Annotated in this window: 11 protein-coding genes and 1 pseudogene; 5 read left to right on the top strand and 7 right to left on the bottom strand. The window is 55.2% G+C overall.

What is annotated here, in order from left to right; all coding sequences use genetic code 11:
• Positions 1-948: 948 nt before the first annotated feature.
• From WDB86_RS10280 to WDB86_RS10260, 5 genes are all read right to left on the bottom strand, one after another.
• Positions 949-1,929 carry an ATP-binding protein gene (locus tag WDB86_RS10280; RefSeq protein ID WP_406735849.1) on the bottom strand — a complete coding sequence of 327 codons (981 nt, stop codon included), beginning with the start codon at positions 1,927-1,929 and terminating at the stop codon, positions 949-951.
• Positions 1,926-4,106 carry a hypothetical protein gene (locus WDB86_RS10275; protein WP_406735848.1) on the bottom strand — a complete coding sequence of 727 codons (2,181 nt, stop codon included), beginning with the start codon at positions 4,104-4,106 and terminating at the stop codon, positions 1,926-1,928. The genes WDB86_RS10280 and WDB86_RS10275 overlap by 4 nt, the downstream gene beginning before the upstream one ends.
• Positions 4,103-4,864 (bottom strand): hypothetical protein, encoded by a 762-nt coding sequence (locus WDB86_RS10270; protein ID WP_406735847.1) that lies wholly within the window; start codon positions 4,862-4,864, stop codon positions 4,103-4,105. The genes WDB86_RS10275 and WDB86_RS10270 overlap by 4 nt, the downstream gene beginning before the upstream one ends.
• Positions 4,861-6,774, bottom strand: a complete 1,914-nt coding sequence (locus WDB86_RS10265) for a TniQ family protein (protein ID WP_406737039.1) — start codon at positions 6,772-6,774, stop codon at positions 4,861-4,863. The genes WDB86_RS10270 and WDB86_RS10265 overlap by 4 nt, the downstream gene beginning before the upstream one ends.
• A 270-nt stretch (positions 6,775-7,044) precedes the next feature.
• Entirely contained in the window at positions 7,045-7,302 is a 258-nt protein-coding gene (locus WDB86_RS10260) for a helix-turn-helix domain-containing protein (RefSeq protein WP_406735846.1), read from the bottom strand.
• A gap of 392 nt (positions 7,303-7,694) precedes the next feature.
• On the opposite strand from WDB86_RS10260, the gene WDB86_RS10255 reads away from it, so the two are divergent.
• Positions 7,695-8,246, top strand: a complete 552-nt coding sequence (locus tag WDB86_RS10255) for a recombinase family protein (protein WP_406737038.1) — start codon at positions 7,695-7,697, stop codon at positions 8,244-8,246.
• 254 nt (positions 8,247-8,500) lie between these two features.
• Here WDB86_RS10255 and WDB86_RS10250 read toward each other — a convergent pair whose 3' ends face one another.
• Both WDB86_RS10250 and WDB86_RS10245 read right to left on the bottom strand, forming a co-directional pair.
• The gene (locus tag WDB86_RS10250; protein WP_406735845.1) at positions 8,501-8,791 is read right to left on the bottom strand and encodes a type VI secretion system PAAR protein; all 291 of its coding nucleotides are present in this window, start codon (positions 8,789-8,791) and stop codon (positions 8,501-8,503) included.
• A gap of 161 nt (positions 8,792-8,952) precedes the next feature.
• A complete protein-coding gene (locus WDB86_RS10245) occupies positions 8,953-9,738 on the bottom strand; it encodes a PoNe immunity protein domain-containing protein (protein ID WP_406735844.1) in 786 nt (261 codons plus the stop codon).
• Positions 9,739-9,954: 216 nt separating this feature from the next.
• Here WDB86_RS10245 and WDB86_RS10240 point away from each other — a divergent pair.
• From WDB86_RS10240 to WDB86_RS10225, 4 genes and pseudogenes are all read left to right on the top strand, one after another.
• Positions 9,955-10,608 (top strand): annotated as a pseudogene (locus WDB86_RS10240) (IS110 family transposase); the annotation flags it as partial.
• A gap of 153 nt (positions 10,609-10,761) precedes the next feature.
• Positions 10,762-11,820, top strand: a complete 1,059-nt coding sequence (locus tag WDB86_RS10235) for a DUF4123 domain-containing protein (RefSeq protein ID WP_406735843.1) — start codon at positions 10,762-10,764, stop codon at positions 11,818-11,820.
• Entirely contained in the window at positions 11,813-12,934 is a 1,122-nt protein-coding gene (locus tag WDB86_RS10230; protein WP_339108536.1) for a hypothetical protein, read from the top strand. Before WDB86_RS10235 ends, WDB86_RS10230 begins: the two co-directional genes overlap by 8 nt.
• Positions 12,931-13,407, top strand: a complete 477-nt coding sequence (locus tag WDB86_RS10225; RefSeq protein WP_339108537.1) for a hypothetical protein — start codon at positions 12,931-12,933, stop codon at positions 13,405-13,407. The genes WDB86_RS10230 and WDB86_RS10225 overlap by 4 nt, the downstream gene beginning before the upstream one ends.
• The last annotated feature ends 212 nt before the right edge of the window (positions 13,408-13,619 follow it).

Raw genomic sequence — 13,619 nt, 5'->3', positions numbered from 1 at the left:
CTTGCTTAAGGTGTGTAGCCTTGGCGTCTGGTGGATCGGATGTAGGTCGCCTTTGTCTGAATCGGAAGGCTGGCCCTCCATTCCTTCGTGAGCATCGACGAGGTTCAGCAAGATCGCAACGGAATAGCTACGGACTTACAACAACGGTCGCTCCAACATTAAGAAACAACAGCATCGTACCTGCTTAAAAAAGGATAATGGTCGTGTGAATGCTACGATCAATCCCCTGCAAAAGAGATCGGACACCACGTCAGCGAGGCCTGAGCCTTCTGTCATTTGGATCCTGTGGGATGCTCTCGATCAACTTTATTATAGGCGGCTTGGGCATGATTTATCCTGCGGAAAGGTATTCATGCACCACGAAATCCGATCGACATTTTGCAAAACCGACATTCAAGCATTACGCAACGAACGGCGGCTCCCCGCCCTTATTGTCTGATTATGTCACGTTCGAGAAATGATCAGACATTTGCAGAGAACTATCGGTATGGATGCTTTTTTGCGCGGAATGAATTCGACCCACAAAAGTCGCTCGCTTGATGTGACGCTGCATAGACCTTGCGACTTCAGTCGCAGGTAGTTCGACGAGGCGTTTCAGAGAATTGCCAGGCAACCTGCATTGCTATTTTGGGATAGTGTGTCGGTCTCGACACCCAAGAGTGTCGAATTTCCCATATCGACTGCAGTTTGGTCGCGTTATGCTCCAAATCTGCACTCTTATGGTCCAACTGTCATTGGACCATAAGAGTGCAGATTTCAAAGGCCTTCAAAACGAATCATCTGCAACCGATTGAGATAGCGTCATAATTTCCACCCCATTTCGCGTTTGGAGCAATTCCCTACCAATTTGGAGCAATTGCAAACGCCACCTCAAGCGTCCTCGCCGCCGGTGAAACGAAAAAAGGCCCGCGCAAAGCGCGAGCCCGATCAGGTGCCTTTGGAAGCTGGTCAGGCGCTGATCGCAGCCCGTCGTTTCTCCCATATCTCGAAAATCTTCTGCGGCGAGAACAGCGCCTCGTAGCTATCGATCGAGAAGGGTGAATAGCCCTCCCGCAAACCCGTTCGGCGCGTGAAGGCGAGGCAGAAATGCGGCGGAGATGGTTCGCTTGCCCTCTGATTCAGCGCAATGACGAAAGCGTCGATCAGCAGCTCGATGACGAGCCCCCACCGGTTGGCACAGGCGCAGGCAAGCCGCTCGTAGAAATCCCGCGTGTTCAGGGTGTCGAACGCCAAGCCAGCCTTATCCGCATAGGCATGACAAAGGCTGACCATCTCCGCCAGATCGGCGGGTCGATGCAGCGCCACCTCGGGAAACGAGATCGGCCGCATCAGATAGGCCAGTTGTTCCTCGCTGGTGATATGCTGCACGAGGCTGTCGACGCCGGACAGGATCAGCATGAGCGGCCATTCCGGTTGTTTCAGAAGGGATTTGAAGCTGTCGAGAATCATCGCCCGCGCCTCGCCGGTCACGCGGGGAAAGATGTGCTGACATTCATCGTAGTGGATGCCGATCACGCCCTGTTCCCGGGCTTGGATCACGACGCGTTCCCAGACTTCCCGCTGTGTCAGTCGCCCGGTTGCCGAGTAGTTCAGCCCTTGATCCAGAGTGTGGATCCCGAGATCCTTCCACGAAAGCAGACCTTTCAACACCACCGATACAAAGCGCGCGGGTCGGCCGTCCGGCATGATCGTTGAGCCATCATTCAAGGCGTCGATCTGGCGCCGGATTTCAGTCGATTTTCCTGTGCGGGACGGGCCCGTGACCAGCAGGCCACGCGCCTCGAAAGGACGGCGCAGAGAGGCTTTGGCATAGTAGTCCGTGACCATCCAGACCATGTCCTCCCTCAGACGATCCGCCCTCGGGAAGCTGTAATGTGCGGCCTTCAGCGTCGAAATGCTGCCAGCCGCCGAGAGGTTGATGAAACTCATGACAACTTCCCCTTTGTGTCGGGCTTCGGAAGGAGCTCTGCAGTTTTTGGCGCCTCATTCGGGGCAAGCGAACCGTCCAGTGGCGGCTTGAACCCTGCACCCACCTTCCGAATGCCAGCGCTCGCATGTTCATCCGCAATACTGCCCGGATCCACGGTGCCAGACAGGGCGCTATGGGGACGGGAATGTTGGCCTGCCGTGACGATTTCAGCCTTCTTCTGGGCCTCTGCGATCGTCATGTAGCTGCGGGCAAGCTTATGCTCGACGGCGATGAAATGCAGCTGATCGAACCTCGCGCGCCTTACCCGTGCGAGCCGCGCCTCGAACTCCTCCGTCTCTTCAAGGTCTTCTGCCCGCGTCGCCTCCGCAATCGCTAGGAACTCGGGGATCGTCATATCGGACATGGCGGTCCATGTGAGATATCCGAGAATTGGATCAGGGTGGCCCTCGATCAGGATGGTGACATGGTTGGTGCAATCGGGGTCCGAGAAGACCGAAACCTTGCCGTGGACGTGATCGCGGACGGCCTGCAATTCGGGAGAGTTATAGGGCAGCCCGAACGCTTTGACGCCCTCATCACTGATCGTCGCTTTGCTCTTCCAGCCGAGGTGAATGCGGCGATCATGCGGGCAGATTTCTGCAAAGGCACCATAGAATTGGTTTGTCAGCTGCAGCTGCTTGATCGGGCGTTGCCCAAGCATCGTTGTACCGTAATGCCGCTGGTAGGGATATTCATCGACCAGATAGCGCGTGATCAGGCCATAAAGCTCCTGACAATCCAGCACTCCGTTTTTGATCGGGTCATAGCCGGGTAAAGCTCCCGCCTTTCGGCCGGTATAGCCGTGGATCATGTTGATCAGGATGCTTTCCAGCGACCCGAACATCCGTTCGAGGAAGGGCTTATCGATACCGTGATAGCTACGGGCATCAACGCTCTGCCCGAGCACACCGACGGTGGCAGCCTTGACGGATGCATTGCGTAGGCCTGAGCCGTTATCCCCCACGATGGAGCCGATACCGACAGCAGGCATGGAATCACTCTCGCAGCCATACACGACCTTTTCGCGGGTTTTGTCGCGTGTTGCCATGCGAAGGGCCTCGAGCGTCGCATGGTGCGACGGGCTATCCGTCAGAACCCAAGCCAGTGGCATGCGGGTCGCCACATCCAGGACAAGAACCAGCCAGAGCCGTGTGTGGATGATCTCGTCGATCTCCTCAAACGCAGCCTGTTCTTCAGTACTCAGCCGTTCCCACCAGCCTTTCTCTTTCACTGTGGTGATGACGGACAGCTTGCATTCGTCAATGGTAAGGTTCTCCCCCACGCTCAAAGCACGCGTATCGGTGGCGCCACGGGAGCGATTATTCGCAACAAAACGCTCCCCATCCCGCGCGATCGTCACAGCGGTAGAGCCGATCATCCGGATATGTTTGGCGAGGGTCTTATGGGTGACCGGCTTTAGCGGGCCTAACCCGTTCAATACCCGCTTTGCGTTTTCTTCCGTGGTAAGGGTTTCCAGATGGCGGAGGACCGACGACACATTCGGTTTCTTGGGATCAAGATAGATCTGCTCAATCGCCTCGGTCATCAGCTCGCGCATTCTGGTCGTGATCCGCGGCATACGATTGCCGCGCAACCAGGCCTGATCCACCAAAGCCATCTCGTCATAGCCAGACCCGCTATAGCGCTGCCTGTAGTCTAGAAGGGTCCGGCCGCGCGGTGGTATAGCGACTAGTTTCGTGGAGCCACCGCGCAGCGCATAGGAGATCGGACGCGTCTTATAGAGTTGCCCTGCCACCTCGCGGATGATCCGTTGGTTTTGGGGCTGGTCGACGGAAGTCGACGTCACTTTGACCCCGGATTGTTCTAGATGATCAATCCCAACGCAAAGCGCCTTGCGAAAGTCGATCTGATCCTGAAGCTCCTCGGAAAGCTGCTCGCGGTAGTGCCGGCCGCCGTTGCGCACTCTGGCCGATGCGGCGCTGCTCGTCAGCTGACCAATGCTGGAACAATCAGGCCGTTTCAGCCAAGACAGCGCCTCATTATAGGTGATGATTTCCACGCGACCGGTATCGGCATGTTCGGCGCGGTAATGCCCATCACCGTTCGGATAGAGAACTCTGGTTTTACCAGACAGCTTCAGTTGAAGGCCTGCGGGAATAAGGGAATTGAGCTTCATGACTGTGACCTCCAGATGCGGGAGTGAAAGCAGATGACGGCGTTAAGATTGGCCTGAAGCTTTTTAGCGGCGATCAGGCGCAGGCAGGACCGGAAGATCCGATAGGGCGGAATGTCGAGATGCGGGATAAGATCCGCCATCCGCCAGAGCGTCCTCAAATGCTCGATGGTGTCTTCGACCATGGCATCCGCAGCAGGATCGGGTTCGAAGGAAACGTAGCGATGCATCCGGCGGAGGTTTTCGCGGTAGGGGCGCGAGAAGGCTTCCGCCTCGACGACGGCAAATTCATGCGCTTCGTTCTCGGGCACAGCATCGGCAATCGCGTCGATTTCGTCCTGCACCCAAGGCTTTAGAAGGCTGGCCCTGTTACGGACGAAAACAAACCGGCGCAGGCCAGAGTCAAAGGTAATCCGCTGATCGATGGTATGCCATGCTGTACGCCCTGTCGGGTGGCGATAGGGAAAGCGCACCGGCTGGAACTCCACGTCGTAGACACCCGGAGTGATAAGAGACCTCTCCGCCACCGCCAACTCGGCGCCGCTTTCTGCGAGACCGACACGGGGCTGTCCTCTGTTGGCCTTTGTTTTGTAAGTGAAGGTGGTTTTGTGGGATGTGCTGCTTACCGTGATCGGATTACGGACACCCGAGAACGGTAGAACTCCATGGATTTCCGGCAGGGTGATTTTGCCGGCCGAGCGCAGCTTTGGCTTGCCGTAATTCCATGTGTCATGGTCGATATCGAAGAAAGAGACACTCATTTCGCCCCCTCCGACTTTTTGACCTGAGGATCGGGATCTGCCGCCTTGCCTATACGGGCGTTTTCAATCGACAAGAGCCACGACAGCTGCTCGCCCCCCTCAAGACTGGCGATATGCTCGAGATGCTGGCGTTTGAAGATCGGCTTTACCTTCGGGTCGGAAAGCACCGGCTGCGCGCCGTGCTGTTCGATGAAGGCCAGCGTGTCCGTGTATTTTGCCCTTCGCGCCCCGTTCAAAGCGCGCATGACCACATGGGAATGCGCAAAGGCGTCCAGATCGGCTTTGGAAAACAGCCTCTGCGGCCGGTTGGCGAGCCTGTTTTCGGCAAGCTGCGACGGCAAAAGCCCCGATGATGCCAGCGCGTGGATTGTCGGAATATCTGCCGCGAGCCATTTTGCGGCCTCGGCTGCCGTTACCATGCCTTCGGACACCTCACTGAGAAGCGCACGGAGCTGGTTCATCGAAACCAGGAAATCCGCAATCTGGAACGGGCCTGACATTCGCGCCGCCAACTGCAGCTTCCCTGAGAGGGCTTGCTCGATAAGCCAGACGGTCGAGCAATGTGTCTTCAGCGCTGCCGAGGTCAGCGGACGCCAATAGCGCGATGGCTTCCGAACCACTGTGGCGGCGTCCTGCAGGCGCTTTAGAAACCGCATGACCTCATCGTGGTGGAACACAGGCGTCCCGCCATCATCAGGGAAGTGCGGCACCAGAAGCGCACAAGCCGACAACTGGTCCATGATATGCCGGTCGGCGCCAATTACCGCCCGTGTCACCGTGATCGATGACAATTTGCGGACCTCCGCAATGACCTGCTCCATGCGATCACGCGGCACAAGGAGTTTGGGATCGCTTTTTTCATTCGGCCGGCCCTCTGGCCGCAGCCCCTCCTTCTTCAGTTGGCGATTGAGCATGGACAGGGACACGTCGAAATGCCGACTTGCGGTCAGCGCCGTGAACATCTGGTTGCCGTCTGTCTTTTCGCCCAGCACCGAGGTGTTTGGCGCAATACGGAAGTTATTCAGGATGTAGTCCCGCACGAAGCGACGGATTTCGTCAAACTCGGGGTCGCGGCGGCGCTCCAGAAGACAGCTCATGAGCGGCCCGTAGAGCTTACCATAGTTATTCCGATGCTGACCGCCCGCTTCTCGGAGGTCAGTCAATGTCACCTGCAGCGCATCCAGCCCTTTGCGCAAAACCTCATAGCCCGCCGCCCCAGCGCGGATCAGCTTTTCAACCGGCTGATGATGCAGCTTGGCCTGCGCACCTTCGGTCAGAAGAAGGCCAAGAGCCTCTGAGACCTGCCACACGACGTGGAACGCCTGTTGGTCGATCCAATCCTCGCTAGCCCCCGTCCGGATGCGATTGAGCAGATAATCCTCTAAAGCGGACCCATCGGTTCCGACCTCGATGATCGCACTTGGGGCCCAGGTCTTCAGCACCTGTGTGAAATCATGGATATCGCCTAGCCGACATGCAAACTGCGGGCGCTCAAACGCAACACCATGCTTTTGGCAGTGCCGGAACGCGGCGATCTGCCAGATATCCCTCTGATAGGGCCCGAACTTTGGATCGCGGCATTCATCTTCTGCGATACAGAGCGGGCAAAGCTGTCCCCCTCTGCGCAACATCGCAGAGAACTTGATGTTCTCGTGGCCGACCCGATATCGACCGACTTCGATCAATGTTGGGGTATGAAGCTGCAGCCGTACTGGCTCCACCCCGGCAAGACGGGCGATGCGGGCAACCGCTTCCTCCTCCCCGTTGCCGAGGGCCACGCTGTTTATCGAAAAATCACGGCACAGCACGCGCATCCGCGGCAAGCCATTCCTAGCCGAAATTCGCGAGCATAGAGATGTCGCGGTTTCGCATGGCTCCATATCAAGCGAGAGAGGTAAGCGCTGCAACATGCGTGCGCCTCCGGTCGCCGCATCCAAGCGGCGTTCAATTTGGTGTCCTGTCATAGATTTTAAGGTCTAGCGGGAAGCCGTCTATTGTGACTTCCGCAGCCAGACGCGTTCCTTTGCATGTAAGATCAGCCCTGCCTCCGCCATTCAAACGGTGTGCAGACTTGACAAATTAGACGATGCGAGGGAATCTGATGTTGCTGGTACCGGCCAAAGTTCAGCAAATCAGGCGACCTCGCGAGCTATGCTTCGGGGTCGCTTTTATTTATGAGGTCATGGCTGATCTCCCTGTTCGGTCGTGGAGGGCCCGTAGCGCTCTGGAAATAGGCTATCGACACTCTGGTCGAGGTGACGGGCGATCGCTTCTTCGATCTCGGGACAGCGCCGGTATCCTTGGCTCGTTTGCGTCACGAGGCTGGACTGTCTGCTTGTCTCAACGGCAATATCCAGCAGCCGGACACCCTTCGCACGTAACCTGCGCCGGATATCATCGTGCCGTACCAGATTGATGCTCGTCGTGTCCCAAGACATTGTCGTCCAGATCCTCCAGATCGAGCCGCAAAAATATTGTTCGCAGCACTATGAGAGAATCATGCCCGTAAAAGGACGCGGTACAAGATTTGTTTTGAGGGAGGTTTTGGGGGAGGCTTCGAAAATACGTGTATGAAATGGAAAGCAGCAAGCATGGCCTGTCCTAATTTGACCTACGCAAAATTGCTCTGATAGACCAATCTATTAATTATTATTACAAAATTACAAATACTTAGCATTTATCCATTGTGTCAAACTGTGAACTATTATCAATATGTAGTGCGTCATTATGTCGCGCTATATATTGATTAAAGTACCGCTTCTTGCACTTTTTCACTCACTCAGAAAATCACTTGCGAGTAGAGGACAACAAGCTCAGAATAAAACAAATCATGAACATTGGGGGCGGCGTGAAATTCTACTTTTCAGAAGACTGCGACAAATCCCATGAAGCAGCCATCAGTTTGATACGTCGAATACGGCGTGTCGCTCGATCGCAGGAGTGCTCGATTTCCTTCGAAGGACTGCGGCCCCTCGGACGACAACCATCTGAAATCATGAATAGGCTATCTTCACTGCATCGGGCGGGTGCTTCTATCGATGTCAAACTAGGCGATGATTGTGATCTGAAACTTGAGCGCGCCGTACCGGAGTTGCTGCAGGTCTTGTCGGCGATAGAACGGCAAAATACTTCACAACGAACAACGCGAGAGCTGCGCAGAGCGAAAGCTTCCCACTCCGCGTATGGGCGACCGTTGGTGATGACGCCTCAGCGTCAGGTGACAGCGGCTCGAATGCTGGCTCAAGGAAAACGCGGAATGCAGATCCTGCCCGTTGTCCGTGCGATGACGGGTCCGCCGATTAGTCAATCCGCATACTATCTTTGGCAAAAGGTATGGCTAGCCGAGAGGAAAGTTTCGGGACAAACCGCTCATTGCCGATGAAACTTCGCGCTGCAAACCAAGATTCATCTAAAAAAAACGGGCTGCACTATTGCTGACGGGCAGATCTTCGTCACTGAACAGAAACGTTATCCAGCAAAAAAGGGCGGAAATCTGACTTGCGGCGGTGCGGCTTGGCGCCCGCGGCAAGTTTGGGATAGCGGCCATTAATCCGCCGCGCACCAAGAGACCCCATCTTTTGACCATCAGGGCGGACAGCCGGCCTTCGCCGCGGCGGGAGCGAACGGCTGCTTTAATCAATCACCAATGAAAACGTTGCTGGACCCGCTCGCAGCTGATCCTCCGCAAGAGATAGCGTCGCCGACGCGCCCTGCGGGTTTGCCATTGATAAAAACCGTTCCAGAGCCGCCGGCAAGACTTCGGCCGTGGGGCGGGTGTTTGGGTTTGCTATGTGCGGCATAGCTATCACCTTGCCGCACAGCACCTTGGCCATTCACAAAGACATCGCCACTGGCCGCTGTAGCAGGTGTTGGCGGAAAACCATCATGGCCGGAGCCGATGTCTCCGAGACGGGTCGATGCGGGCATATTGCCTCCAATATTGACGCAGAAATTTCGGCCGTGAGACGGCGCTATTTCAATATGTTACGTTGAGTAGACCGTGTGAAAAGTATCGCTATAGCTTTGGCGCGGTAGCTTGGTTAAACGACCTTAAGGAGCACATGGCACACTCTCTGCCTCCCCCACTTTCATGCCAAGGGGCGGCAATTGCGGGCCCAATCTGCCCATTCAGTCGGATAGTGAGGGTGGTCTCGCAACTGCGTGTCATCAATCCCGAAGGCGACCGATGCGGCAGCTGCTTCCAAGCACCAGTAGCCAACATAAGTGCTGTTCTCACCAAGATCTTCCGCCCGCGTGGTCTGCGCCGCGAGTTCGGTCGCCATCTCGTCGTACCAACCCTTCAGGAATTTTCCCAAGTGATGTGGGCGCGCGAAATCGGGCTCTTCGGGATCAATCGCGAGCCAGAGGTTGTGATAGGCTTCCGGCCAATGTACGGAGCTTTGCGGCGCCACATCCCCTTGGCCAAGCTGACGCCGGAAGGCTGACCAGATTTGGTCGTAGCCACCGTAATCGCGCTTAGTTAGGTCAAACTGGTCAAGAGCATCGAAGAACGCTTTAAATTCATCTTGGTTAGCGCAGCACAATACCAACATCGATATGTAGCGCAGATAGTCATCATAACCTTCGCGCGCAATGCCATCCGGCATCTTGGTTCCGAAGCGCGAAACCATTTCGGGGAAATGGTGCCCGACCGCCCGAAGCCCCGAGACTACGACCTCGGGCATCGGGGCGCTAACAGAGAAACTGATAAGGCTTTGTTCGAACAAAAAATTTAATAGCGCAGTGCCCACATTACAACGGCGTGCCTTCGTCTCTTGTTGGTCTTCATAAATAGCGGTGAAACGAGAGAGGCGACGCTGTTGCCACGCTTCTCTCTCCAACCAAAATTGCGGCGGTGCCAGTTTATCTCTCATTCTGTGCTCCACGTCGGTGCGGTGATTGGCATCCCATCTCTATCCAGCCAAACATCAGAGACATCTCCGTATTTGTCGACCTTCAAGAGCACAGAGTCGTAACCCATTGCAAGGTCGTCAAGCTGGTCTTGACTCAATCCCGCTTTGGCCAGTCGCTCTTGAATCCACTTTCCAGACATCTGCAGCACACCCTTCGATGTAGTGCTCTGCGTCGATCCTAGATGCATCGCCGGCATGGAGGCTTGCCTGAGTGCCCATTTCGTCAGTCGGACCCTACGCCAGCTTGGTTTCGAGCCGCGCATCATCCCCGCGATTTATGTGAAGCCTTTCGTCAAGGGGCAGAAGAACGACTACAATGATGCCGAGGCCATCGCGGAAGCGGCGCTGCGCCCGAACTTACCAACCGTGCCGGAGAAGAGCCAGGACCAGCTCGACCTGCAGGCCCTTCACCGGGTGCGCTCGCGTCTGGTGTCGCGCCGGACCGCGACTATCAACCAGATCCGCGCCTTCCTGATCGAGCAAGGCATCACGGTGCGCAAAGGGCTTCGGGCTTTGAAGAACTCCTTCGAGGCCATCCTCGAGGAACGCAAAGACGAGATATCGCCGCGCATGCGGGCCATCCTGATCGGTCTATACGGCGACTGGCTCTGGCTGGATGACCGGATCGACGCGGTCTCAAAAGAGATCGAGCAGATCAGCCGCACCGAGGAGAACTGCGTCAACGTCATGACCATTCCTGGTATCGGACCGATGATTTCGACGGCGATGGTTGCCGCGATTGGCACGGGAGAGGCATTCGGGCGCGGACGGGATTTTGCGGCATGGGTCGGCTTGGTTCCCAGACAATACAGTACGGGTGGCCGAACGGTGAACGACGCATTGCGCCATGCGGCAGGGCTTGGCTGAAAGTTGCGCATGCTGGGAGCGGAGCAGCCAATTTCTAGACTGATGTCTTGTCCTAGCTTCGTTCCTTCGGCATGTTTCCGGCAGTTTTTGGAATAATTTTAGCTTTCGGGATGCTTCGTGGAGAGCGATTTTTGGCTTAACATTGGTGCGGCCCCTCAGGCCGGATCTGATCTGGCTGCTTTATTGATTGAGACTTTATCCGGTGTGGTTCCTTTAGGCCGCCAATTCGGAAAATGGCCAAAGCAGACCGTTCCGGATGGACTGGCCGGGCCGTTGTTTGGCGATGTCGCTCCCGATGCTGCTGAAATTGCCACATATGGAGCGGCAGAACAGGTGCCGTCGATGCGTACCTACGCCATCCTTGACGCAGCAAAGGCGCCCTACCTTCTGACAGGGCTGCTGGATCAGGCCGATTTAATGTTCCAATCGTTGTTTCAGGGCAGTGCCGCTGAAGAATTGGAGGAATGCGCCCCTTATCTTGTGGAGCTCCAAAAAGGTCATGATTTCACCCGCCATCTTATGACCCGTTTGGACGATGGCGTTGGGTTGTGGGATCAGGAATTGGGGATCTATGTCCGTTCTCGTGCGTCCTTTGATGATTTGCGGCGGCATTTCCGCAAATTCACGCGTCTACAAGATTATCATGGCCAGTGGTTCTATTTTCGCTTTTGGGAACCGGAAATATTGCGATCAATCGTGCGGACAGGTGAGGGACTCGATTTGCTCTCGCGACTATTGGATGTGAACCAGCTAATGGTTTGCGATCCTATTTTGGCGCAAGTTCTGATCGTTTCTGGAAACGTGAACGAGACGGAGCGCTTCAGATCGCGGCCAGCCGTTCTGACGGAGCGCACTCTGTTAGCTCTTCAAGAGCAAAGACGCCGCTCGTTTAGCCGCAAAGTAGCCTGTGAGATAGCAGCGAATGAAGGGGGTAATCCCGCCGATAGTCTGGAGGATGTCTACTGTGCTGTGCTGCGGGGAATGGCTGCCGGATTGCGCAGTGATATACATATAAAGCGTTTCGTTGAGATCAGCCGTCATGCCTCCAGATATGCTCCTGCGTGGCAAGACGTTCCTGAAATTCGGCGCACATTGAATGCCGGACATGCTCCGGCGGCTCTCTTGATTGAGCTTGAATATGATTTGGTTGAATTTGCAGGAGTGAATTTTGAGTGATGTAGCACAGATTACTCAGGGGTGTCCCTGCACCTGCTGTCCTCGCTATGAAGAGTTGAACGCTTGGGCGGATCATCTGGAAGAAATTGCAACGCGGCTTGATCGGGATGCATGGTTCTATCTGGAAGTGAAGGCAGATATCGTCGAGAATGGTTGGGAGTCCGAATATGCCCGCGTTGGAATATCTGGCTATCGCGATCCAACAGTTCCAAACCAAAATGCGGCGGCCCTGATCCAGCATTTCGAAGGTATGTCGGCGGAAGAGATTTTTGCCGAAGATCTGACGCCGGTAATGTTGGATAATTCGGTTGCCAGACCTGGCCTTGCACGTGTCATGCGCGAGAGGGCTTCTAATGCGCGTACACTTGCGAAGCGCGGTTTGGACTACTGTAAATCTAACGCGTTATATGCTGGTAAGGGCGCAGATTCCGTTCTGGATTACTTTTGCACACTTGATCCAGATAAGATTGATCAGGATGTCTGGGATACTCTTTTCAAAATCGGCTGGATCGATTTTGCCACTTGGGACGATGCGAGCTATCGTGTTGCATCTGAAAAATGGGCCCGCGCAGAACTCTACGCCTCTGTCGCAACGCTGATATTTGCTTGGCGCGGCGGATTGGTCAGTCTGGCTAAATCCACCGCTAAGGGCCTTGTTCGGCTGACGAAGAAACAAGCAAAACGTCTTGCTGAGTTGACAAAAAAACGCCCGCCGACGCGCGTGTCAAAGGCTACGTCTCTGGAGCGTAACCATTATTCTGTCGATGAAGAAGCGGGCTTGATGCATGGCTTTATGGGAGTTGGCCACGCGCAGCCATGGGGGCAAATGTCGGCCATTGCGCGGAAGAAATTCCAACACAGCTACAGTCGCCATGCGCATGAATTTGGTCTTCCTGCGTGGAGTGCTAAAAATGCTGAAGCGCTGCAGGCTCAGTTTAACGCAGCCGTCGGGCAGGTGCGGGCCAACGCCGATAAGGTTCTTCTCATGAGAAAGCCCTATGATTCAATGTCCGTCCGTGTGCGCTATTTCGAGGCCACGTTAAATGGCAAGAGGTATTATTATTACGAGCTATGGGACATTGGTAAGTTCGTAAGCGCGGGGCTTGCAAGATGAACGATGACTTCTACTCGAACGCCTATTTTATGTTTGTTTCGAAGCGCAGTGCTGATGCTTTTCAGCGATTTCGGCAAGATATGAGCTTGGCGCTTTCGCCCGCCCATGACGTGTTCGATGTCGTGAATTATGAAACCGGCGACATCGTGCATTCAGAAGAGACGTTTGCCGGGATCGTTCACTATCTGGATGCAAACCCGGAAAGCAATTTTGATTTCTATCTGGAAGATCCTGAGAAACGCAGCTTCATGTTTAGCTATCGGCCCGGAAGCTATCATGTGATGAGTATGCCTTACGATTTTCTCGATATGGCTCGCTTACCGTCGCTTCTTGTTTCTTTCAGCGCCATTTTTGGGTGGGGATGGCCCGACGATGCGCCGCCTGAGACTTTTGAAGAAATGAAGGCTGCTGCCGGTGACGCAAGATCGATGTTCCTACGGTATTGGAACGGTCAGTTACTAGCACCAAAATAGCTTTCGGATGACCTTCTTGCGTCCGCCAACGTAAATCAGAGACCTATGACCACGGCCACCATTTTCGGCGTTTTTGAGGGGCGTTCAACAACGCTGTAGCCTGCTGCTTCCACGCGTCTCTGTCTGTCCGCACCTCTTCCAGCGCCTCACGTTTGCGCGTGGCGCGCTTAATGTCTTTGACGATCTTCTCGCCAGGGCTTTTCGTTGTCTTC

This window comes from Thioclava sp. GXIMD4215, from assembly GCF_045291555.1.
Taxonomy (GTDB): domain Bacteria; phylum Pseudomonadota; class Alphaproteobacteria; order Rhodobacterales; family Rhodobacteraceae; genus Thioclava; species Thioclava litoralis.
The sequence above is the reverse complement of the archived record's forward strand: the minus strand, read 5'-3'. Positions and strand labels throughout refer to the sequence as shown.

Coding starts and splice junctions, on each gene's coding strand:
- WDB86_RS10260 (WP_406735846.1), bottom strand. CDS start 7,302: ATGTCTTGGGACACGACGAGCATCAATCTGGTACGGCACGATGATATC.
- WDB86_RS10275 (WP_406735848.1), bottom strand. CDS start 4,106: ATGAAGCTCAATTCCCTTATTCCCGCAGGCCTTCAACTGAAGCTGTCT.
- WDB86_RS10225 (WP_339108537.1), top strand. CDS start 12,931: ATGAACGATGACTTCTACTCGAACGCCTATTTTATGTTTGTTTCGAAG.
- WDB86_RS10265 (WP_406737039.1), bottom strand. CDS start 6,774: ATGTTGCAGCGCTTACCTCTCTCGCTTGATATGGAGCCATGCGAAACC.
- WDB86_RS10245 (WP_406735844.1), bottom strand. CDS start 9,738: ATGAGAGATAAACTGGCACCGCCGCAATTTTGGTTGGAGAGAGAAGCG.
- WDB86_RS10250 (WP_406735845.1), bottom strand. CDS start 8,791: ATGCCCGCATCGACCCGTCTCGGAGACATCGGCTCCGGCCATGATGGT.
- WDB86_RS10280 (WP_406735849.1), bottom strand. CDS start 1,929: ATGAGTTTCATCAACCTCTCGGCGGCTGGCAGCATTTCGACGCTGAAG.
- WDB86_RS10255 (WP_406737038.1), top strand. CDS start 7,695: ATGAACATTGGGGGCGGCGTGAAATTCTACTTTTCAGAAGACTGCGAC.
- WDB86_RS10270 (WP_406735847.1), bottom strand. CDS start 4,864: ATGAGTGTCTCTTTCTTCGATATCGACCATGACACATGGAATTACGGC.